At 58.3% G+C, this 24439-nt stretch carries 25 protein-coding genes; 16 read left to right on the top strand and 9 right to left on the bottom strand.

The features are described from left to right. The first annotated feature begins 333 nt into the window (after positions 1 to 333). Positions 334 to 552, top strand: a complete 219-nt coding sequence (locus tag AABB92_RS10550) for a hypothetical protein (RefSeq protein ID WP_031375001.1) — start codon at positions 334 to 336, stop codon at positions 550 to 552. 54 nt (positions 553 to 606) lie between these two features. On the opposite strand, the gene AABB92_RS10545 is transcribed toward AABB92_RS10550, so the two are convergent. Beyond that, positions 607 to 1989: an amidohydrolase family protein gene (locus AABB92_RS10545; RefSeq protein WP_031375002.1), complete on the bottom strand. Its 1383-nt coding sequence runs from the start codon at positions 1987 to 1989 to the stop codon at positions 607 to 609. A 90-nt stretch (positions 1990 to 2079) separates the two neighbouring features. After that, positions 2080 to 2940: a LysR family transcriptional regulator gene (locus AABB92_RS10540; protein ID WP_031375003.1), complete on the bottom strand. Its 861-nt coding sequence runs from the start codon at positions 2938 to 2940 to the stop codon at positions 2080 to 2082. Positions 2941 to 3027: 87 nt separating this feature from the next. Between AABB92_RS10540 and AABB92_RS10535 the strand changes: the two genes are divergently transcribed. From AABB92_RS10535 to yniD, 6 genes are all read left to right on the top strand, one after another. Beyond that, positions 3028 to 4197 carry a cyanate transporter gene (locus AABB92_RS10535; protein WP_046288497.1) on the top strand — a complete coding sequence of 390 codons (1170 nt, stop codon included), beginning with the start codon at positions 3028 to 3030 and terminating at the stop codon, positions 4195 to 4197. 217 nt (positions 4198 to 4414) lie between these two features. Next, complete coding sequence (gene lldP / locus AABB92_RS10530) at positions 4415 to 6082, top strand: L-lactate permease (RefSeq protein WP_031377845.1); 1668 nt, start codon at positions 4415 to 4417, stop codon at positions 6080 to 6082. After that, positions 6079 to 6852 (top strand): transcriptional regulator LldR, encoded by a 774-nt coding sequence (gene lldR, locus AABB92_RS10525; RefSeq protein ID WP_031377844.1) that lies wholly within the window; start codon positions 6079 to 6081, stop codon positions 6850 to 6852. The genes lldP and lldR overlap by 4 nt, the downstream gene beginning before the upstream one ends. After that, positions 6852 to 8039, top strand: a complete 1188-nt coding sequence (gene lldD, locus AABB92_RS10520) for an FMN-dependent L-lactate dehydrogenase LldD (RefSeq protein ID WP_046288496.1) — start codon at positions 6852 to 6854, stop codon at positions 8037 to 8039. Before lldR ends, lldD begins: the two co-directional genes overlap by 1 nt. 57 nt (positions 8040 to 8096) lie before the next feature. Beyond that, positions 8097 to 8525: an OsmC family protein gene (locus AABB92_RS10515; protein WP_031377843.1), complete on the top strand. Its 429-nt coding sequence runs from the start codon at positions 8097 to 8099 to the stop codon at positions 8523 to 8525. A gap of 122 nt (positions 8526 to 8647) precedes the next feature. Beyond that, positions 8648 to 8755: a small membrane protein YniD gene (gene yniD, locus AABB92_RS23455; RefSeq protein ID WP_236566394.1), complete on the top strand. Its 108-nt coding sequence runs from the start codon at positions 8648 to 8650 to the stop codon at positions 8753 to 8755. Positions 8756 to 8911: 156 nt separating this feature from the next. On the opposite strand, the gene AABB92_RS10505 is transcribed toward yniD, so the two are convergent. The 3 genes from AABB92_RS10505 to AABB92_RS10495 all read right to left on the bottom strand — a co-directional run bounded on the left by AABB92_RS10505 (position 8912) and on the right by AABB92_RS10495 (position 10235). Beyond that, positions 8912 to 9142 (bottom strand): hypothetical protein, encoded by a 231-nt coding sequence (locus tag AABB92_RS10505; protein WP_031377842.1) that lies wholly within the window; start codon positions 9140 to 9142, stop codon positions 8912 to 8914. 98 nt (positions 9143 to 9240) lie between these two features. Then, complete coding sequence (locus AABB92_RS10500; protein WP_089562355.1) at positions 9241 to 9411, bottom strand: hypothetical protein; 171 nt, start codon at positions 9409 to 9411, stop codon at positions 9241 to 9243. A 173-nt stretch (positions 9412 to 9584) separates the two neighbouring features. Then, positions 9585 to 10235 carry a CPBP family intramembrane glutamic endopeptidase gene (locus AABB92_RS10495; protein WP_031377841.1) on the bottom strand — a complete coding sequence of 217 codons (651 nt, stop codon included), beginning with the start codon at positions 10233 to 10235 and terminating at the stop codon, positions 9585 to 9587. Between the two features lie 218 nt (positions 10236 to 10453). Between AABB92_RS10495 and AABB92_RS10490 the strand changes: the two genes are divergently transcribed. From AABB92_RS10490 to AABB92_RS10480, 3 genes are all read left to right on the top strand, one after another. Further along, positions 10454 to 13057 (top strand): bifunctional diguanylate cyclase/phosphodiesterase, encoded by a 2604-nt coding sequence (locus tag AABB92_RS10490; protein WP_031377840.1) that lies wholly within the window; start codon positions 10454 to 10456, stop codon positions 13055 to 13057. A gap of 278 nt (positions 13058 to 13335) precedes the next feature. Further along, positions 13336 to 13632: an I78 family peptidase inhibitor gene (locus tag AABB92_RS10485; RefSeq protein WP_031377839.1), complete on the top strand. Its 297-nt coding sequence runs from the start codon at positions 13336 to 13338 to the stop codon at positions 13630 to 13632. Positions 13633 to 13794: 162 nt separating this feature from the next. Next, on the top strand, positions 13795 to 14115 hold the full coding sequence (locus tag AABB92_RS10480) for a hypothetical protein (protein ID WP_031377838.1): 321 nt from the start codon (positions 13795 to 13797) through the stop codon (positions 14113 to 14115). 4 nt (positions 14116 to 14119) lie between these two features. On the opposite strand, the gene AABB92_RS10475 is transcribed toward AABB92_RS10480, so the two are convergent. Beyond that, on the bottom strand, positions 14120 to 14371 hold the full coding sequence (locus tag AABB92_RS10475) for a biofilm development regulator YmgB/AriR family protein (protein WP_031377837.1): 252 nt from the start codon (positions 14369 to 14371) through the stop codon (positions 14120 to 14122). A gap of 422 nt (positions 14372 to 14793) precedes the next feature. On the opposite strand from AABB92_RS10475, the gene AABB92_RS10470 reads away from it, so the two are divergent. Next, entirely contained in the window at positions 14794 to 16068 is a 1275-nt protein-coding gene (locus tag AABB92_RS10470; protein ID WP_072050998.1) for a multidrug efflux MFS transporter, read from the top strand. Here AABB92_RS10470 and AABB92_RS10465 read toward each other — a convergent pair. Beyond that, positions 15950 to 19081 (bottom strand): beta-galactosidase, encoded by a 3132-nt coding sequence (locus tag AABB92_RS10465; protein WP_031377834.1) that lies wholly within the window; start codon positions 19079 to 19081, stop codon positions 15950 to 15952. The two genes, AABB92_RS10470 and AABB92_RS10465, sit on opposite strands and share 119 nt — an antisense overlap. A 263-nt stretch (positions 19082 to 19344) precedes the next feature. On the opposite strand from AABB92_RS10465, the gene AABB92_RS10460 reads away from it, so the two are divergent. The 4 genes from AABB92_RS10460 (at position 19345) to AABB92_RS10445 (ending at position 22104) form a co-directional block, all read left to right on the top strand. After that, positions 19345 to 19497 (top strand): hypothetical protein, encoded by a 153-nt coding sequence (locus tag AABB92_RS10460; protein WP_162836820.1) that lies wholly within the window; start codon positions 19345 to 19347, stop codon positions 19495 to 19497. A gap of 206 nt (positions 19498 to 19703) precedes the next feature. Continuing rightward, positions 19704 to 19955: an anti-adapter protein IraP gene (gene iraP / locus AABB92_RS10455; protein ID WP_031377833.1), complete on the top strand. Its 252-nt coding sequence runs from the start codon at positions 19704 to 19706 to the stop codon at positions 19953 to 19955. A 115-nt stretch (positions 19956 to 20070) separates the two neighbouring features. Next, entirely contained in the window at positions 20071 to 20373 is a 303-nt protein-coding gene (locus AABB92_RS10450) for a PsiF family protein (protein WP_031377832.1), read from the top strand. 204 nt (positions 20374 to 20577) lie between these two features. Continuing rightward, positions 20578 to 22104 (top strand): FAD-dependent oxidoreductase, encoded by a 1527-nt coding sequence (locus tag AABB92_RS10445; protein WP_046288494.1) that lies wholly within the window; start codon positions 20578 to 20580, stop codon positions 22102 to 22104. Between the two features lie 80 nt (positions 22105 to 22184). Here the strand turns inward: AABB92_RS10445 and proC are convergent, their stop codons facing one another. After that, positions 22185 to 22997 carry a pyrroline-5-carboxylate reductase gene (gene proC / locus AABB92_RS10440; RefSeq protein WP_031377592.1) on the bottom strand — a complete coding sequence of 271 codons (813 nt, stop codon included), beginning with the start codon at positions 22995 to 22997 and terminating at the stop codon, positions 22185 to 22187. A 168-nt stretch (positions 22998 to 23165) separates the two neighbouring features. On the opposite strand from proC, the gene AABB92_RS10435 reads away from it, so the two are divergent. Continuing rightward, a complete protein-coding gene (locus AABB92_RS10435; RefSeq protein ID WP_031377593.1) occupies positions 23166 to 23615 on the top strand; it encodes a YaiI/YqxD family protein in 450 nt (149 codons plus the stop codon). Positions 23616 to 23617: 2 nt separating this feature from the next. Here AABB92_RS10435 and AABB92_RS10430 read toward each other — a convergent pair whose 3' ends face one another. After that, the gene (locus AABB92_RS10430; RefSeq protein WP_031377594.1) at positions 23618 to 24289 is read right to left on the bottom strand and encodes a DUF2076 domain-containing protein; all 672 of its coding nucleotides are present in this window, start codon (positions 24287 to 24289) and stop codon (positions 23618 to 23620) included. Between the last annotated feature and the right edge of the window lie 150 nt (positions 24290 to 24439).

Here is a 24439-nt window from a genome sequence, read left to right as displayed (position 1 = left end):
AACCTTGAGGTAAGCAGTATGAAACAATCTGGTGAAGATCGGATAAGAATTAACCGAAGTGACGCCGGAATTGGTGGTTTTTTTTAATCCTTTGGCGATGGTTAAAGAAAATACTACCGTTGCGTTTATCCAGCAAGGCCAGCCATTATTTTATAAGCTGCCGTTTTTAAAACTTTATTTCATTGTTAATCAGATAACTCCTTAAAAATAACTCCAGTAAAAGAACTAATCATTAAAAAATATCACCCTTAATGCCGATAAAAATCTGGCGCTAATTGCTTTATATTTAGCGCGCCATATTCCTGGTACAACGACCGGTAGAGGGTATTTTCATTGAGTAATAGCATCCAGGGACCACATGAGAATGTGCTTAAAATAGTAGGCCGCGCCGTACTGACACTGCACGTTCATGGAGAGAGCTTATCAGCCGATAAGATCGCTTCGATGATCGGCTGTTATGCGGAAGATGAGCCCTGTGATCAGGAAGATCGTCGCTTATATGCGCTGGCAATGGAACTGATGTCGAATGATAAATGGGCTAAAACCGCCTGACAGGCGGGTCCATTCAGGTAAATGCAGAGCCTCCGAACCGGAGGCTCTGTTATTTCAGGCGGAGGCCAGCGCAAATACCGCTTTACCGCGTGAAAAAGTCGCCACCACCGGTGAAATACGCGCCACCGCTTCTGCAGAACAGCTTGCCGCCACCAGCATCATACTGGCTTCATCGCCCGATTTCGGCCACTGACGCTCGCCCGTTGCCGACAGCGGCAGCTGGTTACCGGTAGCAATCGCCAGCGCCCGTGACAGCGAAAACTCATCCGATCCCCGATAGAGCTGCGCATACAAATTGGCTTTTTCCAGCATGCTGCCGGTGCCAAACGGCGACCAGTGATCGATAACGCTATCGGTGCCGGTCATTACGTTAATGCCGGCCGCCTGTAACTGCGGAATCGGCATGGTGAGTTTGCCGATCGGCAGAGTCGAGGCGATGCTGAACTGCTGCTCAGCCAGCCCTTCAATCATCCTTTCCAGCGTGCTGCCTTCCAGTGTTGCCAGCGCAAAGCCGTGGCTCAGGGTCACTTTGCCCTTCAGGGCTGGGTTACGGGCCACGGTATCGATCATGTACTGAATCGCCGCCACGCCTGTCGCTGAAGTTTCGTGCAGATGAATATCGACGCCACGCTGATAATCGAGCGCAATCCGGAACATCGCATCCAGCGATTTTTCCATCGCGCCATCAACGTTAGTGGGATCGAGTCCGCCAACGTACTGGACGCCGCGCTGCATTGCTTCGCGCATCAGGCCATCAACCTGAGAATGCAGCAGGCCGTGCTGCGGAAAGGCTACGATTTCACAGGAAAACGCGGGATGATTGGCCAGCGCTGCCTGCAGGTGATCAAGGCTTTGCAGGCCGCTGACCGGATCGATATTGCAATGGCTACGGGCGCGGGTGGTGCCTTTGGCGTTCAGCAGTGCAATCAATCCTTCGGCTCGCGCCTGAGAATGCGGCAGCAGCTGTGGGATCAGCACCTGCTCCCGGGCGATCATATCCATAATCGTTTTGCCCTGACGCGGACGTGGTGCCTGCCACGGGCCACCATAAAAGGTCTTATCAAGGTGGATATGCATATCCTGAGTGGCGGGCAGCAGCAGCGCGCCATGCGCATCCCACGCCGGCAGCGAAGCGTCGCCCTGGCCTGCCGGTTGCAGCCGATCAATTTTGCCGTCACGCACGCTGATGTCGTAAAGCGCGGTGCGGGTGGCAATAATCTCGTCGCCCTCGCGTTCAAATCCCTCTTCCAGCCGCACGTTGCGCAGCAGATAGCGATCCTGATGCGGCAGGGCGGTCGACTGCTCCGTGGCTGTGGATGGGCCACTGGCTGTCACGCTGGCCTGGCTAAAGCCGGCGGCCAGCAGACCGCCTGCCGCGGTCCAGCGCACGCTCTGGCTGAGAAAGTCACGGCGGCCTGGCGAAGGGGAAGTGGGCATCAGAGGCTCCTGCAATGTGGGTAAGCGGTTAATCTGACAAATGGCCGGCCGCTTTGCTGCGTTATTTTCCACTGCTGGCTAGTGAAAATTTCACTGCCAGCGTAACTGACCAAATGCCACCAGCGCTTCAGCCAGCTCACGCTGCAACGGTTCATGTGGCTGACGACAGAACAGCGCCAGCTCGAAGCTATCGATCACCGGCAGTCCCTGTTCGCTGCCAAGCACCCGATGTTGCGGCAGGCGGCAACTGGCGGGCAGCAAGGTCAGACCCAGCCCTTCGGCACTGGCGGCAGCAAGCGCCACCAGACTGGCGCTGCTGTAGCTGATACGCCAACTGCGCCCCAGCGCATCAAGCGTCTGGCAGACCTCATCGCGGTACAATCCCAGCTGCGGAAACAGCACCAGCGGCACTGGCGTCTGTTCAAAACAGGGTGACGCCGCGCTGTCGAGCCACAGCAGCGGTTCCGGACGCGACGCCAGCGGACGCTCGCCATAGGTCTGCTTGATCAGCATGATATCGAGTTCTTCACGCTGCCAGGCCCGGCGCAGCTCGACCTGCATACCGCTCATCACATCCAGTCGCAGCTGGGGATGATCGCGACTGAAATCGGCCAGCAGGCCCGCCGTCGGTGCGGCGAAATCTTCCGGTACGCCAAGACGCAGCACGCCATCGCGCCATTGATCGCTCAGCACGTCGTGCGCCTCACCGTTCAGGGCGATAATCCGGCGGGCATAGCCCAGCAATTTTTCGCCCTCTTCGGTGATCTGAACCTGATGTGACGAGCGCACCAGCAAATCTTTACCGACCATCTCTTCCAGCCGCCGTACCTGCTGACTGACGGTTGATTGCGACAGATGCACCCGATCAGCGGCGCGGGTAAAGCTGGCAGTTTCACACACCGCCACAAAGCTAAGCAGTTGCTGCGGCGTAAACATCGGCTGACGATTCATTTTCCCACTACCTGGCAGAGTAATATTTTATTTCCAAATAGTACCGTCTGCTGTCAGGCTGACAACTTTTAACGCTGCGGATGTGTGATGAACAGAGAAAATAAGCTGCTGCTGGCGGCGCTGGTGCTGGCCGGGCTGAATATGCGGCCCCTGATGACTTCGGTCAGTCCGCTGCTCGAACAGTTACGACAGAGTATTGGGCTGTCGCCGCTGGCGGCGTCGCTGCTGCCCGCCGTGCCGATGATGATGATGGGGATGATCGCCCTGACCAGCGCCCGGCTGATGCAGCGCTTTTCGGTGCGTAAGCTCCTGCTGGGCGGCCTGTTTCTGCTGCTGCTGGCGCTGGTGAGCCGGCTATTTATCAGCGATGGTCGCTGGCTGGTGCTGAGCACGATACCGGGCGGCGCGGGAATTGGCGTGGTGCAGATGGCGATGCCAGGGCTGATTCGTCAGCGCTTTAGCCGTCGCAGTGCGCCGGTGACTGGCCTGTGGGCCGGCGCGCTGATGGGCGGCGGTGGAATTGGCGCGGCGCTGACGCCGTGGCTGAATGCGCATGTCGGCTGGCAGGGCGCGCTGAGCAGCTGGACGCTGCCGGTGGTGCTGGCGCTGTTGCTGTGGCTGTTTATTCCGACCGCTGCGCCAGCAAAAGCGGCGGCGGTCGCGCTGCCCGCCTTGTGGCGCAAAACCCGCGCCTGGACGCTGGCGTTAAGTTTCGGGCTGGTAAACGGCGGTTATGCGATCTGCGTTGCCTGGCTGCCCGATTTCTATCATCAGCTGGGCTGGAGCGCCCAGGCCGGTGGCTCGCTGCTGGGCATGATGATTGGTTGTCAGGTGACAGGTGCGCTGCTGCTGCCGCTGCTGGCACGCGGTAACGATCGCCGGCCGCTGCTGCTGCTGACCCTGACGCTGCAGCTTTGCGGCATGCTCGGTTTTCTGCTGGCACCGCAGGCGGCGCCGTGGCTCTGGGCCGGGATCGCGGGTGTCGGGCTCGGCGGCGCGTTCCCGCTGGCGCTGGTTCTGGCGCTGGATCATCTGGAACAACCGCAGGCAGGTGCGCGGCTGGTGGCGTTTATACAGGGTTTCGGTTTTATAATCGCTGGCAGCATGCCGTTTATCGCCGGACAGCTGCGTACGCTGACCGATCATTTCACCAGCGTCTGGCTGCTACAGGCGACAGTCACGCTGGTGCTGATCGTGCTGAATCTGCGGTTTCATCCGCGCAGCTATCCGCAGGCCTTTCCCGAGCAGCATCATTGATTTTGGTCCTACCAATTTCGGAAAAATTTTTCTGTGGTTCACACATCGGGAAAATTTACGCCGCTTTTGTTGCCTTGCATTAACAATGCATTAACTATCTATTGCCATAAAGCCCGAGGATGTGATTTTTGGTCAGACCAAATATCGCATCGGGCTGATGGTGCGCGGCAGGCGGCTGTACGCGTACCACGTTTCCTCTTCCTCTGGAGATAGCGGCATGCAGCTGTGGCAACAAAACTACGATCCGTTGGACAATATCTGGCTTTCAAGCCTGGTGGCGCTGATTCCGATTCTGTTTTTCTTTTTTGCGCTGATCAAGCTCAGGCTGAAAGGTTATCTGGCGGCCAGCATCACTGTGGGACTGGCGCTGCTGGTGGCACTGTTTCTCTATCAGATGCCGGTGGCGCAGGCACTGGCGTCGGTGGTTTATGGCTTTCTCTATGGCCTGTGGCCAATCGCCTGGATCATTGTCGCGGCGGTCTTCGTCTACAAAATTTCGGTCAAAACCGGTCAGTTCGATATTATCCGCGCCTCAATCCTGTCGATTACGCCCGATCAGCGCCTGCAGATGCTGATTGTCGGCTTCTCGTTTGGTGCCTTCCTTGAAGGGGCCGCCGGCTTTGGCGCGCCAGTGGCGATCACCGCCGCGCTGCTGGTCGGGCTGGGTTTTAATCCGCTGTATGCTGCCGGGCTGTGCCTGATCGTGAATACCGCGCCGGTCGCCTTTGGCGCGATGGGCATTCCGATTATTGTGGCGGGGCAGGTGACCGGACTCGACAGCTTCGCCATCGGGCAGATGGCCGGGCGGCAGTTACCGCTGCTGACGCTGATCGTGCTGTTCTGGATTATGGCGATCATGGATGGCTGGCGCGGCGTCAAAGAGACCTGGCCGGCGGTGCTGGTGGCCGGCGGATCGTTTGCTATCGCCCAGTTCCTTAGCTCCAACTTTCTCGGGCCGGAACTGCCGGATATCATCTCGTCTCTGGCCTCGCTGATTTCGCTGACGCTGTTTCTGCGCGTCTGGAAGCCGGTGCGTATTTTCCGCTTTGAGAATGGCGGCGCAGCGCCAGGCGAGCAGCCCGCCGTTCAGCCGGTGGTACAGCAAAAATACCGGCTCGGGCAGGTGGTACGCGCCTGGATGCCGTTCCTGTTTCTGACTGCGACCGTCACATTGTGGAGCATCCCGCCGTTTAAAGCGCTGTTCGCCAAAGGCGGCGCGCTGGCTGACTGGGTGCTGAACGTACCGGTACCGCTGCTCAACGAAGGGGTAGCGCGTATGCCGCCGGTCGTAGGCAGCGCCACGCCTTATCCGGCTATCTTTAAGTTCGATCTCTTTTCCGCCACCGGCACCGCGATCCTGATTGCGGCGATCGTCGCGGTACTTTACCTGAAGATGAAACCCAGGGCTGCGCTGCAAACTTTTGGTGAAACGCTAAAAGAGCTGGCGCTGCCGATCTACTCGATTGGCATGGTGCTGGCCTTCGCCTTTATCTCTAACTACTCCGGCCTGTCAGCCACCCTGGCGTTAGCGCTGGCGCACACCGGCCACGCCTTTACCTTTTTCTCGCCGTTCCTCGGCTGGCTCGGAGTGTTCCTGACCGGCTCGGATACCTCGTCGAACGCCCTGTTCGCCGCGCTGCAGGCCACTACCGCGCAGCAGATTGGCGTATCGGACGTGCTGCTGGTGGCGGCCAACACCACCGGCGGCGTCACCGGCAAGATGATCTCGCCGCAGTCGATCGCCATCGCCTGTGCGGCGGTCGGACTGGTTGGCAAAGAGTCTGACCTGTTCCGCTTTACCGTTAAACACAGCCTGATTTTTACCTGTATGGTCGGCGTGATTACCACGCTGCAGGCATACGTCTTCCCCTGGATGATTCCATGAATACCGTTTCCGATCCGCTGGTGACGCGCCTCCGGGCGTATATCACTGAACATCAACTGACACCGGGCATGCGGCTGCCTGCTGAGCGGCAGCTCTCGGCCGAACTCGGGGTGTCGCGCTCGTCGCTGCGTGAAGCGTTACAGCAGCTGATCAGCGGCGGCATGCTGGTCAGCCGTCGCGGCGGCGGCACCTGGGTCCGGCAACAGCTGGAACCCTGGTCGGAACAGCGCATCGTTGAACCGATTCGCCAGTTGTTACGCGACGATCCTGACTATCGCTACGACATTCTCGAGGCACGACATGCGATTGAAGCCAGCACCGCCTGGCACGCAGCGCTGCGTGCCACCGAGGCGGATCGCGAGCGGCTGCAGTACGCCTTCGACGCTACGCTGAAGCTGAAAGAGAGTGACGATCCTGACCTTGCCGCTCAGGCTGACGTGCGCTTTCACCTGGCGATTGCCGAGGCCTCTCACAATCTGGTGCTGCTGCAAACCATGCGCGGTTTCTTCGAACTGCTGCAATCCTCGGTGATGCAAAGCCGCCAGCGGATGTATACCCAGCCGGCGATATTCGCCCGGCTGACGGAGCAACATCAGGCGCTGCTGGACGCCATTCTCGCCGGGGATGCCGAGGGCGCACGCCAGGCGGCGATGCAGCATCTCGGGTTTGTTCACACCACGATGAAAAATCTGCATGAGGATGAAGCGCGCCAGGCGCGCATCACCCGCTTACCGGACACTGAATCACGTAACCGTAAGGAATCTGATTGATGATTATCTCTGCTGCCAGTGACTATCGCGCCGCCGCGCAACGCATCCTGCCGCCTTTCCTGTTCCACTATCTCGATGGCGGGGCGTATGCCGAGCACACCCTGCGCCGTAATGTGGAGGATCTCTCTGACGTGGCGCTGCGCCAGCGCATTCTGAAGAACATGTCAGAGCTGAGCCTGGAAACGAAATTATTCAATGAGACGCTGTCAATGCCGGTGGCGCTGGCACCGGTCGGCCTGTGTGGCATGTATGCCCGTCGTGGTGAAGTGCAGGCGGCGCGGGCGGCGGCGCTGAAAGGGATTCCGTTTACTCTGTCGACGGTTTCCGTCTGCCCGATTGAAGAGGTCGCACCGCAGATTAATCGCCCGATGTGGTTCCAGCTCTACGTGCTGCGCGACCGCGGGTTTATGCGCAATGCGCTGGAGCGCGCCAAAGCCGCCGGCTGCTCGACGCTGGTGTTTACCGTCGATATGCCGACGCCAGGGGCGCGTTACCGTGACGCGCACTCCGGCATGAGCGGTAACCATGCGGCGCTGCGCCGCTACTGGCAGGCGGTCACCCATCCGCAGTGGGCGCTGGATGTCGGACTGCAGGGACGGCCACACGATCTGGGCAATATTTCAACCTATCTGGGTAAGCCGACCGGGCTGGAAGATTACATCGGCTGGCTGGCGAACAACTTTGATCCTTCGATCAGCTGGAAAGACCTGGAGTGGATCCGTGAATTCTGGGATGGCCCGATGGTGATCAAAGGGATCCTCGATCCGGAGGATGCGCGTGATGCGGTGCGTTTTGGCGCTGACGGTATCGTGGTCTCCAACCATGGCGGACGGCAGCTGGATGGCGTGCTGTCGTCCGCGCGTGCGCTGCCGGCTATTGCTGATGCGGTGAAAGGCGATATCACCATTCTGGCCGATAGCGGTATCCGCAACGGTCTGGATGTGGTGCGGATGATTGCGCTCGGCGCAGACAGCGTCCTGCTGGGACGGGCCTTTATCTATGCGCTGGCGACCCACGGCCAGCGTGGCGTCGAGAACCTGCTCAATCTGATCGAGAAAGAGATGCGGGTTGCGATGACCCTGACCGGGGCGAAGTCAATCAGCGAGATCACCCGTGAATCACTGGTGCAGGCCGAGGCGGTGCTGAACCCGCAGAGCACCCCGCCACGGCCGCGCGCAGTAAGTTAACCGGCGAAAACGCAGACGTTGTCTATACTTAGCTTCTTTACCAACAGGAGGAATAACATGACCATTCATAAGAAAGGTTCGGCGCACTGGGAAGGCGATATCAAGGGCAAAGGCACCGTCAGCACCGAAAGTGGCGTGCTGAGCCAGCAACCTTATGGTTTCAACACCCGCTTTGAAGGCGAGAAGGGCACCAACCCGGAAGAGCTGATTGGTGCGGCGCATGCAGCCTGTTTCTCCATGGCGTTATCGCTGATGCTGGGCCAGGCGGGTCATCCGCCAGAAAGTATCGACACCACTGCGGACGTCTCGCTGGATAAGAAAGGTGACGGCTTCGCCATTACCAAAATAGCGCTGACCAGCACCATTTCGCTGCCAGGCATTGATGAATCGACCTTCGATGAGATCATCAATAAAGCCAAAGCGGGTTGCCCGGTTTCTCAGGTGCTGAATGCGGAAATCACGCTGGACTACACCCTGAATAACTGATGCCGTCCACCGGTCGCCTTTTTGCGGCCGGGGCGTTATGCTACGCAGTACCGGTCCTGCAGCTGACCGAATCAGATGCGCCTTGTGGCGCATCTTCGCTTTCTGACAGGGAGGAAACCGATGTGACGAAGTATCGGGCGGCAAAAAAGCACTGGAAAATGGTGCTGGTTCTGTTTTGCATCTGTGGCGCGCTGCTGCTGATACGCTGGGCTGCGATGATTTGGGCCTGACCGGATGAACAGGATCTGCCGCCATAAGCTGGGCATATTATTGATGGTGATACTGGTACTTGAAGCGATTCACTTCCTGCTGACCGCCTCCTGGCTGCCGTGGCAATAGCGTCGCCCGGACGTCAACTTTTCACGCCGCCGTGACAATAATACCAGTCAGACGTACGCGTCTTCCCGCCGCCGGGCACGCACGTCGCTGCGCGCAATGCGATACGCCTTGCGTGGGTCACCGACCACAAACTCAAAGGTCGGCGTATAGTAAAACGGCAACCAGCCGCCGAAGCCGCTTTCCCATTCCCAGCGAACCGGGCAGGGCCACAGAATGCCATCATACAAAATGTAATAAACCCAGCGTCCGTTTGGACGACGGGGACGTGATGTTTTCATGGGATTCACAACGGTAGTAGTCAACAACAGCTCATATTTTGTACGCTAAAGCGTCAGCTTGCAACGTTACAGCCGGGTTTATTGTAGTTGGCCCTGTTTTAACGATGCACTTCACCGCACAGCAGGACCACATTGGGCCTGACTTTATGAATACGGTTCGCCATGGTTTCACAGGCGCTTTTGGTCGGAAAGATGTGCTCCGAAACCGGTAAAGCCTCACAGGCATCGTAGCCGCACGCGCTCACTAATAACACAAATCCAATTAACATAGATCGACTCCTTTGCACGGTCTGGTGGTCCGGACTGTGGTGCTTTTTATCCCTTTTTTTGATCCAGTATAGTCAAACGCGTCGGGGGCAGCATTACCCGCCCGAGCTATAGCCACCCGCAGACCGGAAGGCCGACAGCGATACGGGACTGCAGGCGAGAGAACCGGGCACCCTCAGCCCGCGAAATACCAGGCAGGCAGCAGGGCGATCAGGTTATTGAGGGTGTGGAGGAAAATCGGCAACGCCAGGCTATTACTGCGTAAGCGCGCGTAGCACAGCAGCAGCGAAAACAGCGTCAGTGCGATAATCGTCTGCCAGTGAACGTATTGGGTATGCATCACCGCGAACAGCAGCGAGGTGAGCAACATACAGGCGAAGCGGCTGCGGGGCGCCCACAACAGGAAAGCCTGCAACAGGAAACCGCGAAACAGCACCTCTTCAAACACCGGTGCCAGCAGCACCGCCGTCAGCAGCAGGATCAGCAACGAGTTACGTCCCTGCTGCGCCTGCATAACCAGCCAGCCTTCCGGCTGCATAAACTGCATCTGCGCCGCCATCAGCACAAACAGCGCGCCGGTAAACAGCAGCGTCTGCAGCGTACGCAGTTCACCCAGCGGTAAATCGGTGCGGCGCTGACAGTAAAAGCGATAGAGCGGATAGATCACCGCAAATTCAAACAAACAGAGCACCGGCACCAGCAGACCGTCATTACGCAGCACGCCGTAATTAGGGAACAGCGTGATCAGCATGGTGACAAGGTAATAGACCACAAAGCTGCCGACGTAGAACAGCGTCAGTGTCACTCTGTCGGAATTGGTATTCATAGGCGACCCAGCCAGCGAAGGTTAGCGCATAGTAGCAATGCGCCTGATCGCTGTCGAGTCAGCCAATGACACAATATTTAAGCGCTAAATTTTAACCGCAGACTAAACACCCGACGGCACGGGCCGATAACTGAGGAAACAAATCGGGTCAGCTCGGCGCTTCACCGGGCGGGCCTGTTATCCCAAACGGACTTTATGTCGTGTAGTGAGTACTTTTAATGACTTTTGACCCTCCGGCACCGCCGTCATCCTCTTTTGCGCATGCAGCGGAAGATCGCACTGTCCGCTTTACGCGGCGCAGTCTGCGCACGCTTTCGCTGCTGCTGTTCGGTGTGCTGATACTGTCGATGCTGATGGTGCTGACCATCGCTCAGCGACAGAATAGCGAGTCGATGGCGCACGACCAGTTGCTGATGCAGCAAACGTGGAAAAGTCGCCAGGACGCGATGGTCACCGATATCCGTGACTATGCCTTCTGGGGTGAGGCCTGGCGTAACCTGCACCTGACGGTGAATAAAGTCTGGGCCTACGACGAAGAGAACTTTGGACCGGGCCTGTATGAGGAGTATCACTACGAGGGCGTGTTCGTTGTCGACGGTCACGGACGCACCAGCTACGCGGTGATTAACGGCCAGCTCTCCGATACGCCGCTGGAAGCCTGGCTTGGCAGTCAGAGCCGCGAAATGATTGCGGCCGCGCGTCAGCTCAACAACGCTGCTCTGGTGCGTAACGCCATCATTAATCGTCAGGCAGCCATTGTGGTCGCCGCGCCGATCAGCCGCGGCAAAGTCGCTGCGCTGCCGCTGAAATCGGGGCCGCCGTCGATCATGGTGTTCGTGAATCTGTTTACCCCCGCCAAGCTGAAAGAGCTGGGTGCGGCGCTGGACGTGCGCGGACCGCGGCTGGCCAGCAGCGCGCTGGATGCTGAACGCGAACCGCGGATGCTGCAGCCGATTACCGGCAGTACGCCGATGGTGCTGCGCTGGACGCCGAAAATGCCGGGCATGGGGCTGATCTGGTTCCTGCTGCCGCTGCTGGTGATGATGGCGATTATTATCGGGATGATCACCCGCCGCGTCAGCCGTCACGCGCTGTACAACGCCATTCTCTCCGATCGACGCTTTGCCATGCTGGCGATCAGTCAGCAGGAGCTGGCAAACAGCGAGGCCCGTTTCCGCGATCTGGCTGAAGCCGCGTCGGACTGGATCTGGGAGACCGATGAAGAGGGCCGCCTGATCTACCTGTCGGCGCGTTTTCACACCGTAACCGGCCATGAAATCTCCCAGTGGCTGGGGCGTCATATCGATCACTTGCTGACTCACCCCAGCCATTCACTGGTCACCTGGCTACTGCGCCAGGAGCAGGAGCCGCAACAGATGCCGCTGCGCTGCCAGTTTATGTCGGCGCACGGAGACCGGCGGATTGGTCAGCTGGTGGCGAAAACCGTCTGGCACGATCGGCGCTGCATCGGTTTCCGCGGCACGGTGTCAGACATTACCCAGGGAATGGAGGCCGAAGCGCGTATTCAGTTCCTGTCGCGTCACGATGTATTAACCGGCTTGCCCAACCGCGTCCATTTGCAGGAGTTCCTGACGCACCATCTTGAGCTGGCCGACGAAAGCAATCCGCTGATGATTATCAGCCTCGATCTCGATCAATTCCGGCCGATCAACGAAACCTGGGGCCATGCGGCAGGCGATGGCGTACTGAATCAGATGGCCCAGCGCCTGAAAAGCGCTATCGGGCCGCATGAGCTGGCGGCGCGGCTGGGCGGCGATGAGTTTGTACTGGTGCTGCGTGAAGGCAGCCGTGACAAAGTCGATGAACGTTGCGCCCAACTGGTACACGACGTCCAGCAGCCGATCACCACTGGCCAGCACGTTCACTACCTCACCGCCAGCCTCGGCATCGCCTGTGCGCCACAGGATGCCAGCCACCCGGAAGCGCTACTGCGGATGTCCGACATTGCGCTGAATGAAGCGCGTGAAGCCGGACGTAATCAGTGGGTCTGGTACGCCAACGAGATGGCGAACCAGCGCAACAGTAAGCGCGACATGGCGCAGCGTATTGAGAAGGCGCTGAAGAACAACGAATTCCGGCTGCACTATCAGCCGCGCTATCAGCTGCTGAGCGGACAACTGGCCGGCGCAGAAGCATTGATCCGCTGGCAGATCGCGCCCGAACAGTGGATCACGCCGGATCGCTTTATACCGCTGGCGGAAGAGAGCGGGCTGATCGCTACCATCAGCGACTGGGTACTGATGCGCGCCTGTGAAGATGCGCTGGCCTGGGGAGGCGATCGTTACGTGTCGGTTAATATTTCCCCGATGGAGTTTCGCACCACCGACCTGGTTCAGCGGGTGGCGAATACGCTGGCGCGCAGCGGCCTGCTAGCGACGCGGCTGGAGCTGGAAATTACCGAAAATGTCACCTTTGAACATCCCCAGCACGCGCTGGAAGTGATGCAGGGTTTGCGCTCGCTGGGCGTGCGTCTGACGGTTGACGATTTTGGCACCGGCTATGCTGCGCTCGGCTACCTGAAAACTTTCCCGTTCAACGGTCTGAAGATCGATCGTTCATGGATGAAAGATTTTCCGGAGTCACAACAGGCGCAGTCGGTAGTGGCAGGGATTATTGCGCTGGCGCGCGCGTTTGCGTTGACCATTACCGCTGAGGGGATTGAGACAGAAGCGCAACTGAATCAGCTCAAGCTGCTATCGTGCGAAGAGGGGCAAGGCTACTTCCTCGGTCGACCGATGCCGCTGGCCGCATTCAGCACGCTTCTGGAAAGAACTACGCAAAGTCCGCCTGAGCAGAGTTAGCGGACTTTAACGGCCACGGCGGTCATCAGCATGGCACAGACGATAAAAATGATAAGTTCCATGATTTCACCTCTCTGGACCTCAGAATATTCTTAAGTATTTTAGCCGCTGACTGTCGTATTTTTAGGCAGCAAGTGCGATTAATCTTAAAAAATGACGCTGATAGCGCAGCGAATTGGCGGTCAGTGGGGATAACTTTACTTTTTTAGGGTTCAGCTCAGCGGGCGCGCTTTGCTACTCTTGGGGCAGGGTTTTACACGTCCAACAGGAGATCACACGTGAAACATTATGGAAAAGCGCTGCTGGTACTGGGTCTGTTTACATTAACGGCCTGTCAATCTGCCAGCAAACCCGACACCACCACCGCGCCGCAGGACCCGGAAGCGGACCGCTGCGGTGCCTCGCAGTATCAGCATTATGTCGGCAAACCATTAACCTCACTGCAGGGTCAGCATTTTGACCAGAAGGTGCGGGCTATCCCTTATAACTCCGCCGTCACCATGGACTTCAACCTCAGCCGGCTGAACTTCCTGGCTGACAAGAGCGGCAATATCAGCCAGGTTTATTGCGGTTAACCCTGAATCAGGCGATTTGTCATAGCATTGTCATAACGGCAGGCGAGGATAGAGCGGCGTTTAAGAGACTTCCTCGTCACTCTCCATAGACAATGCTCGTCTTGTTTATTCCCGCTCCGGCGGGAATTTTTTTATCGCCTTCAGTGCGATAAGGGAGCACAAATGCAGCGGATCATCGGGGCGTTCCTGCCCGTCCTACTTCTCAGTTCGTCACTGGCGTACGCCTCAACCGACACTGCCTGGCAGCAGAGCCGTCAGGTGATGACGCAGGCCTGTATCAACGCCAGCACCCTGAGCAAGGTCAGAGTCCTCGGCGAGATTATCGATTATGACGATAGCGTGGGTTACAGCGCGCTGCTGCTGGAAGGCCGCTATCCGCAGCCACAGATGCGGAATAAGCGTGGACGGGAGCTTTGTCTGTTTCAGCGCAGCAGCGGACGCGCCAGCGTCAGCGAAGCCGATCAGCTGCGCTGGGTGAAATAAGCGACTACTCTTCCGGCCGCGTTTCCATCAGCTGCGCCAGCAGGGTGCGGTAATTCTGTAGCCGCGTCTCATCGCCTTCGACCTCGAGTTTGTCGATCACCCGTGCGACGATGGTCTTATTGGTGGCGGGTTGTCCCGCCTCCATCAGTTCACGCAGTATGACCGCCAGCAGGTCAGACTCAGGCGGTATCCGCCAGTCCGGGCTATTGAAATAGTCGGTGATAGCTCGGCTGGCGCTGTTAGGTTGCACTCTCATTCCCTACCTCCGCTAAAACAACAACGCCCCTTACGCCGTGGCATAAGGGCTGGGTTTCTCTCCATTGAGTCAGCTCACCTCGCATCTTACTGACGGCGGGCACCGTCATTGTGAGGCTACTGCGTCTGTCAGAATGATCGACGCACCGCACGAGACTGGCGGTTTTTTAAACATAGAACCGGGGGGGATAATTGTCAGTAACAGGCTGAAATATTTTTTCATAGTGATAATTGCCCGATGCGCTACAGGCCGGTTTTGACACCGGAAGCTGCTGTAAACGTTGGCGTAAGGAAAATTTGTGCCAGGCCGTATGCTGAATCAAAGCGGAAAACAGCGTTTTACCGTCTGTGCCATGTTTTGTCAGTCGACAAAGTCAGGGGCGCGGTAAACTTAAGCTTCTCTTTCCTGCAAACCTTCTGCTGATGCCACGCGTAATTGAACCCTGGAAAATTAACCTGATTTCGGTCTGGTTTGGCTGCTTTTTTACCGGCCTGGCGATCAGCCAGATCATTCCGTTTCTGCCGCTCTACCTTGAACAGCTTGGCGTTAGCGGTGGCGAATCGCTCAGCCTGTGGTCTGGGCTGACCTTCAGCATCACCTTTGTCATTTCGGCGGCGGTCGCGCCGCTGTGGGGCAGCCTGGCGGATCGAAAAGGGCGCAAACTGATGTTGCTGCGTGCCGCTTTTGGCATGGGCGTGGTGATTCTGCTGCAGGCGTTTGTCACCGAGGCGTGGCAACTGCTACTGCTGCGCGCGCTGATGGGGCTGACCTCCGGCTATATTCCTAATGCCATGGCGCTGGTGGCGGCGCAGGTGCCGCGTGAACGCAGCGGCTGGGCGCTGAGCTGCGTCTCCACCGGTCAGATTGGCGGGGTGATCCTCGGGCCGATGCTGGGCGGCCTGCTGGCAGACTGGGTCGGATTACGCACCGTGTTTATTGTCACCGCGGTGCTGCTGATGGTCAGCTTCCTGGTCACCTTGTTTTTGATTAAAGAGACCGGATACACCCCGGTCAGCAAAAAAGATAAGCTCAGCGGGCGCGAGGTGTTCCGTTCGCTGGATAACCCGAAGCTGATGGTCTGTCTGTTTTTCACCACCATGGTGATTCAGATGTGCAACGGATCGGTGAACCCGATCCTGACGCTGTTTGTGCGCGAACTGGCACCTGCCGCAGAGAACATCGCCTTTCTCAGCGGCGTTATCGCTGCGTTACCGGGCGTGTCAGCACTGCTCGCCGCGCCCCGACTGGGGCGGTTAGGCGATCGCATCGGCACCCAGCGGATTCTGCTGGCCACTATGGTGATCTCGCTGCTGCTGTTTGTCGCCATGTCGTTTGTCACCAGCGCCACCCAGCTTGGGGTGCTGCGTTTCCTGCTGGGATTTGCCGATGGCGCCATGATGCCGGCGGTGCAGACGCTGCTGGTGCGCCATTCACGCGACAACATCACCGGTCGTATCTTTGGCTATAACCAGTCGTTCATGTATCTGGGCAACGTTGCCGGTCCGCTGCTCGGTGCAGCGGTGTCGGCGGTGGCGGGCTTCCGTTGGGTCTTCTTCGCCACCGCCGTGGTGGTGCTGATTAACGTGGTGTTTCTGAAGCGCTTCTATCGCCGTCCGAAAACCCCTTTGCCGGCGTCGGCTGGCAAATCGTCAGCTCCGCCTGCCAGCGCTGCTGAGTCAGCAAAAACTCAGGACTGACGCTCGGACTCCAGGAATCATCGCCGCCCACGCCCATATGATGCAGATCCAGATGCAGCCAGCAGCCCGCTTCGGGCTGTAGAAGATGGCGATGTGAAGTGTCGCGTAATTGCTCCAGACTGAAGCGGCTGAGCGAAAAGGCAAAATCGCCTCTGACCTGCCAGCTGCCGCTGTCGAGCTGGCGGGTGCCGCCACGCAACCCGTTTTCACTCGGGAAAACATAGGGTGTTGTCAGCTGCTGCAACGGCAGTTGCCAGCGCGAGAAGCGGGCAGCTAACTGGCGATCGGGATAGTTTTCATGCGGCCCCAGTCCGAGCCAGCTGACCTGCTGCGGCAGGGTGGCCAGCTGGCAGCGCAGACCGATTCGCGCTGGCGGCGGCAGGCCGGGTGACTGCTCAACGAACAGGTTTATCTGCATCTCGCCCTGGGCACTGATCTGGTAGCGTTTGCGGCTGATAAAGGCCAGCTGGTCATTGGCGTACCAGCCGTGCAGCGTGTCGATTTGTACCGTCTGCGGCAGGCTGCTGGCTTCGATGGATATCAGGCTGCGGATCATCTGGTCATAACCGGCGGCTTTCCAGCGCTCGGCCCAGGCATTGGGATCGACCCGTTCAGCTTCGCTGGTGCCGATGTCATTATCCAGCGGCGCCCGGATAAAGCAGTCACGCAACGGTGAGAGCAGCGTGGGTTGCTGATTAACGTACCACTGCGCCAGTTCGCCGCTGTGGCGTGAAAAGCACCAGCGCTGTTGCTGATGGGTGACGTGAATTTCGCCCTCCTCCTCATGCAGTACCGGCGCACTGCCCGACGCCGGCGGCGAGGGCAGCACCAGCGTCGACGGCAGCGGCCATTGATGCCAGGCAACGCACCAGTCTGCGGGACTCCACTCGGTGGCTTCAATCTGATGTACCGCCAGATTGAGCCAGCATTCTCCCTGCAGCCCGGCGGGCGGCGGCAGCGTAATGCGTTGCCGTCCCTGCGCAGCGAGGTCCAGCCGCACCTCACCTTCAGCCACCCGTTCCCCCGCCTGCTCGATACTCCAGCGCAGCACTTCATTGTCGCTACGCCGGAACAGGTATTCGCTGCTGACGGTCACGCTGAACGGATCGGCCGCATCGGCCTCGAACTGATAAAACTGCTGAGCGCGCTGCGCTTCAAACAGTGCCGGGTGCGGGCTGCGATCGGCAAACACCAGCCCGTTCATACAGAACTGGCGGTCGTTAGGCTTATCGCCGAAATCGCCGCCGTAAGCCTGCCACGGCTGGCCCTGCTGGTCATAGCGGGTCAGGCTTTGATCGACCCAGTCCCAGACAAAGCCGCCCTGTAAGCGGGGAAACTGACGAAAGGCCTGCCAGTATTTAGCGAAACCGCCAAAGCTGTTGCCCATCGCATGCGCGTATTCACACAGGATCAGCGGACGGGTTTCACCCGGCAGGCTAATCCACTTCTTCAGCGACCATTTCGGCACGGCGGGGAAGGGTTGATCCTGATCGACCCGGGCGTACATCGGACAAATTATGTCGGTGGCCGCGGTGTCGGCACCGCCGCCTTCATACTGGACCGGGCGGGTCGGATCGGCGCTTTTAACCCAGCGATAGAGCGCATCATGGGTGCTGCCGTGCCCCGACTCGTTGCCCAGCGACCAGATAATGATGCTGCAGTGGTTACGATCGCGCTGCACCATGCGGGTTACGCGTTCGCTGTAAGCAGCAAACCAGCGCGGATCGTCTGAAAGCCGGTTCATCGGCTGCATACCGTGGGTTTCAATATTGGCTTCATCCACCACATACAAACCGTAGCGATCGCACAGCCGGTACCACAACGGATGATTCGGGTAGTGCGAGCAGCGCACGGCATTAAAATTGTGCTGTTTCATCAGCGTAATATCGCGGCGCATCGTCTCCTCATCCATCACCTGACCGCGCTCAGGATGGTGCTCATGACGGTTGGTGCCGCGGATTGACAACGGTTTGCCGTTCAGGCACAGCAGGCCATTATCAATCGTGACCTGACGGAAGCCGACGTCATAAGCTTCCACTTCGATGACCTGCTGATTCTTATCCAGCAGCGCCAGCGTGGCGCGATAAAGATGCGGCGTTTCGGCGCTCCACAACTGGGGCTGTTCCACCCGCAGACGCAGCAGGGCGCGTTCCGGATAGTGGCCGCGCTCGTCAATAATCTCGCTGCCGGGCGTCTGCTGGCACTGCGCTATCTGCCGATCTCCCTGCCACAGCGTCAGGCGCAGCTGAACATCGGCGCAGGCCGCGGCGGGCCAGGCTACCTTCACCTCTGCCCGCAGCTCGGCACTGGAAAATTCCGGACTGAGCCGGGTTTCAAGCTGAACGTCGGCCAGCTGGACCGTCGGTTTATGCAGCAGGGTGACATCGCGGAAGATGCCGCTCATCCGCCACATATCCTGATCTTCCAGATAGCTGCCATCGCTCCAGCGCAGCACCATTACCGCCAGCCGGTTATTGCCGGGCCGCAGACAGGCGGTTAAATCGAATTCGGCCGGCAGACGGCTATCCTGCGAGTAGCCGATCCACTGGCCGTTACACCAAAGATGAAAGGCCGAGTTGACTCCGTCGAAGATGATGCGGGTCTGGCCGCTAGCCTGCCACTGCGCGTCGCTAGTGAATGTGAGCGAGTAACAGCCGGTCGGGTTTTCCTGCGGAACATAGGGTGGATTGACCGGAATCGGGTATTGCACGTTGGTATAGACCGGCGCGTCGTAGCCGTGCATCTGCCAGTTGGCCGGTACCGGAAGAGTGGCGGCATCGGGCAGATCCTGCAGCAGCCAGCTGGCCGGAACCGCTTCAGGCTGGGTGAAATAGCTAAAATTCCACTGACCGTTGAGGCTTTTTAGTGAGGGCGAGGGGCGATCGTCGCGCGCGGCGGTCTCGTCGCGCCAGCTGGCGAACGGCGGATGTGCATCCAGCCGGTGCAGTGCGGTGATCACCGGATTTTCCCAGTCACGTCGGGAAAGAATGTCATGAAAAGCAGCCTGGGACATGATGAGTTCCTTAAATTGTAATGCGCTCACAATGCGCAAAAATCTTCAGACTGTAAAGCGTCCGCCTTAACGTTTTGAACAAAATAAGCGGATCGCCGTGGGCCGGAATAGCCGACAGATGTTGAGATTGTGGCGTTTTACTGGCTGTAAAGTGTTAAGCCTGGTCAGCAAAGATGAATAGCCGCCCGATACGGAGGATTCTCACTTGTCGGCCTGCAGGCGTCTCCCTACACTCGGCCCGATTTCTTTATCCTGAGGTTGATATGGTACGACTGATTAAGCTGACTGCCGTTGTGGCATTGGTTACCGCGCTGAGCGGATGTATTTTCCCTCCTCCGGGCGGCGGCGGCGGTTGGGGTGGACATGGCGGCGGACATGGCGGCGGGCCGGGTCGCGGCTTTGTCGATCCTCGTTAACGCTTAACGGGCGGTTTCAGGCGGGCGAAACGTTACGCGGCGGCACTTTTCGCTGGCAAAACGTTTCGCCTGCATCAACAGCCCGCATCGGTGCAGGCGCACGCCAGGCGCCATAGGTTAACTGCCTGACAAAAGAGGGATTGCCCTCTGTTTTTTTTATTTCACCAGTGCTAATTTCTGCTTTTCTTCTCTGCTGAGATCACAGCATGAAAAACCTGATAGCTGAACTACTGGTTAAACTGGCTGAAAAAGAAGAGGCGTCAAAAGAACAGGTCGCCCAGATTGAGGCGCTGGAAATCGTGGTCACCGCGCTGGTGCGTAAGCTGGATCCGCAACAGCACCAGGCCATTACCTCCAGCATTGAAACGGCAATGGACAATGCGGCCGACGCCAGTGATGAAAACGCCGTGCTGCTGCGTAATTACATCGACAAGCTGCTCAGGCACCCGCGTGTCTGACCGTGCGCAGCGCGGGCCTGATTTGCGATCCTGGCAGCAGTTCCGCCTGAAATTCCCCCGCTTTGCTTAATCACTGCCAGAATCAGAATGGCTAACACACAATGGAGAAGATACGATGAAAATCGGTTTAACGGCGATGATGATGGCAGGGCTGCTGGTCAGCGGTATAGCCAGCGCGGCGGATAAAACGCCGCAGCAGGAGAAGATGTCGATGTGTAATCAGCATGCCAGCTCACAAAACCTCAAAGGCGATGCCCGTAAAAGCTTTATGAGTGACTGTCTGAAGAAGGACAGCAAGCTGTCGGGCATGTCGCCTCAGCAGATGAAAATGAAAACCTGCAACAGCGAAGCCGGAAATAAACAGCTCGCGGGCGATGCCCGTAAAACCTTTATGAGTCAGTGCCTGAAAAAAAGCTGACGCCTGCCGGCCACCCTGGTGGCCGCTTTTTCCTTCTCGCCTCCGCTGATTAAATTTCCTGATAAAACAGCCCGCTACCCGCCTCGTTAACATTCCGACATGAGCCGTGTGATTCCTTTGCCACACTTACTGTTTGTAGGGGTTTGCGCAGCAGCGGATATTTTGCTGCGCATCCGATAACCAGAACGCAAAAGGAGCCATGTCGTGAACTATCAATTTACCGTTGCCCTGAATGAGTTGCCGCAGCGTCAGCCGGTTAAAAAGAAGCTGGGTGAGGTGGAGGTATTGCTGATCCGGGACGGAGAGAGTGTGCGTGCTTACCAGGCGAAATGTCCCCATGCTGGCGCACCGCTTGAGCAGGGCGCTATCTGCGGCGATCGGCTGGTCTGCCCGTGGCATAAAGCGGCGTTTGATCTGGCGGATGGCAGAATGTGTGAACCACTGGCGCTGGCCGATCTGAAACAGTATCCACTGCGGATTGAAAACGGCAAGGTCCTGGTGAACCCTAAAGCGATGTCGCCTGCTGCGCCGATTGGCAGCGGGGCAAGTGCGCCGGTTTTCGTGGTGCTGGGCGGCGGGGCGGCCGGCAGTGCCGCGCTGTGGCGGCTGCGTCATGAGGGCTTTAAGGGCCGGCTGGTACTGGTCGAACGCGAGCAGGATGCCCCTTACGACCGTACGGCGCTGACCAAATTTGTGCCCTCCGGCAAGATGGATATCAGCGAAGTGCCACAGCTGCTGAAAGAGGATGTGATGGATCACGTTGAGCGCATCACGGCCACCGTTACCCGGCTCGACAGCCAGCAGCAGCGGCTGATTTTCGATAACGGTGAGTCACTGTCGTTCGACAAATTATTGATCGCCAGCGGGGCGACGCCGGTGCTTCCTGACCTGCCAGGCAGCGATCTGGCCGGCGTACATCTGCTGCGCAGTAAAGATCAGACCGACGCATTACTGAAAGCGGTGGATGCCAGCCAGCAAATTGTGATCATCGGCAACAGCTTCATCGGCACCGAAATGGCCTCGGCGCTGCGTAATCGTAACATTGACGTCACGGTGATTGCCCGCCAGCCGCTGCCGTTTGTGAAACAGTTCGGTGAACAGATTGGCCGCTATTTTTTGCAGCTACATCAGGAAAATGGCGTCAAATGGGTTCACGGCCAGATCGAGGCGTTGCAGGGCGACAAACATGTCACCGCGGTGCGGCTGAAAGGGGGACAACAACTGGCGGCTGATGTGGTGCTGTTTGCCACCGGGGTAAAACCGGCGACGCCGTTTATCCACGATTTACCGCTCGCCGGGGATGGCAGCCTGCAGGCAGATGCTCAGCTGCGGGTGGCAGAAAACATCTGGGTTGCCGGTGATATCGCCACCTGGCCAGCCGCGCAGGGACCGTTGCGCATTGAGCACTACCGCGTGGCGCACCAGCAGGGACAGACGGCGGCCCGCAATATGCTGGATCAGGCGGTGCACTACGATCGTGTGCCGTTTTTCTGGACCACCCAATATGGCACGCGCTATGAATATCTGGGCCATGCCGCTGAATGGGATGAGTACCAGCTGCTTGGCTCGCCGGCCGATAAAACGTTTATCGCGTTTTATGGACAGCAGGGGCAACTGGCTGCGGTCTGCTCATGCGGCCTCTACACCCTGACTGCGGAACTGATCGAACGTATGCAGCAGCCGATGACGGTGGCGCAGGCGGTGGCGCTTTATCAGGCGCGGCAGAGCTAATCTGACTGGCACAAAACAACAGAGCAGGTGCTGGCCTGCTCTGTTTCTGTGGCGTTAACGGGCGGCCTTAACGCGTGGTTTTAACTGCGGCTTAGCTTTTCCGATTTCGCCATGCACTGCTGCATCGCTTCGATAACCGCCGAGCGCAGTCCTTTCTCTTCCAGCACTTTGACCGCTTCAATCGTGGTCCCGCCAGGCGAGCAGACCATATCTTTCAGCTCAGCCGGATGCTTACCGGTGGTCAGCACCATCTGTGCGGCGCCTTTCACCGCCTGAGCCGCAAACTGGTACGCCTGGGCACGCGGCATCCCGCCAGCCACGGCGGCATCGGCCATCGCTTCAATAAACATAAACACGTAGGCAGGGGCAGAACCGCTGACGCCGACCACCGAATGGATCAGATATTCTTCCACCACCGCAGCTTTGCCGAAGCTTTCAAAAATGGCCACCACCTCATCGGTTTCACTCTGCTCAACCAGCGCGTTAGGCGTGACAGACGTCATGCCTTCACTCACCAGCGACGGGGTATTTGGCATCGCCCGGATAATTTTGCGATCGTAACCCAGCACCGATGAGAGCGAATCCAGCGTCACTCCGGCAGCAATGGAGACCACCAGCGCCTCTTTTTTCAGGCTGCCGGTCAGATCCTTGAGAATTTTGAGGATGACGTTGGGTTTAACCGCGCCAAACAGGATATCGACCTCGCGTGCCAGCGCCTCTGCGCTCTCTGCGGCGTTAATGCCGTACTGCTCAGCCAGCGCCTGGTTGGTCTCGGGTTTACGATCGAAAACCGAGATATCAGACGGCGCGATGTTACCACTGCTGATCAGTCCGCCAATAATGGCCTTTGCCATGTTGCCACCGCCGATAAATCCAATTTTCTTTGCCAGCATCGCCGTCTCCTTAATCATTGTTCGCTGTTCTGAGCGGGTTAGCTTACTTCAGCCAGCCTGAATAACAAGTCAGCCGCGCTCAGGCCGGTCACCGCACTGCAAATAAAATTTGCCATTGCGCAGGAGTCCGGCAAGATCGGGGCCTGTCTCTGATAAGAAGGAATCCTGATGGCTATCTGGGTCGATGCTGACGCCTGTCCGAATGTGATCAAAGAGGTGCTGTACCGTGCTGCGGACCGCACGGCGACCACCGTCACCTTTGTCGCTAACCAGTTTCTGCGCGTGCCGTCTTCGCCTTATCTGCGTACGCTGCAGGTGCCGGCGGGGTTTGACGTGGCGGATAATGAAATTGTCCGACGGGCGCAGCCGGGCGATCTGGTGATCACGGCGGATATCCCGCTGGCGGCGGAGGTGATTGAAAAGGGGGCGGCGGCGCTTAATCCACGCGGCGAACGCTACTCACCGGCCACCATTCGTGAACGGCTGACGATGCGCGATTTTATGGATACCCTGCGGGCAAGTGGGGTGCAGACTGGCGGCCCCGCGGCGATGAATCCGCGTGACCGCCAGCAATTTGCTAACGAGCTGGACAGCTGGCTCAGGCAGCAGAAACGCTGAACTCAGACGAAGCTGTCGTCGTCGAAATCGTTGCCACCAAAATCGTTGAGATCGCTGTTGTCGGCGAAGCCGTTATCCCAGCCGGCGTTCTGATCGAGGAAACTGCTCTCATCACCGCCGTTAAAGGTGTTGAGGTTGTCATTCACCTCCGGCAGCGGTGGCTCGTTAATGATGTTTACAATCTCTTCCGGCTGGGAATGATGAAACATGCTGGTCAGCATATCCGCCATCACCACGCCGCCTGCGACGCCCACTGCGGTTTGCAGCGCACCGCCAAGGAAGCCCGTGCCGCGTGGGGCCGGGGCATTGGCATACTGCGGCGGCTGGGCTGGTTGCTGTGGCGCACTGTTCCACACCGGCTGCTGCTGAGCAGGCGGCTGCTGGCGCGATCCGCTGCCAAATAAACCCGACAGAAATCCACCGCTGCTCTGCGCTGGCTGCTGTTGCTGTTGCGCCAGGCGGCTCTCCAGCTCGCTCACCCGCTCATTCAGTTTCTTCAGTGCGGCTTCCTGAATCAGAATCGCCTGCGCCATGTAATAGGGCGCGCCCGGCTGTGCCTGCAGGTGCTGGTTAATCAGTTGTTCGGCGGCGGCATCGCGTGCCGCAGTCTGGCTTTCAGCCTGTTTCAGACGGCTGAACAGCCCTTCAATCAGTTGTTGTTCTTCGCGTTGCATGATGACTCTCCTGTTGCGACTGTTATCAGTATATGGGGGCGGCAAGCTGCAAAGTAAAATTGGGGCGGTAAGCAAATGTTGCGACGGTAACCGGGTGCCCGCCATGCACAAAACGTGCATGGGTTTCACCTTGAAAATAAAAGAATTATC

Origin of the sequence: Pantoea brenneri (assembly GCF_038594305.1) — a bacterium.
Classification (GTDB): Bacteria; Pseudomonadota; Gammaproteobacteria; order Enterobacterales; family Enterobacteriaceae; genus Pantoea; species Pantoea brenneri.
Note: the sequence above shows the minus strand (reverse complement) of the source record. Positions and strands in the feature narration are given on the sequence as shown.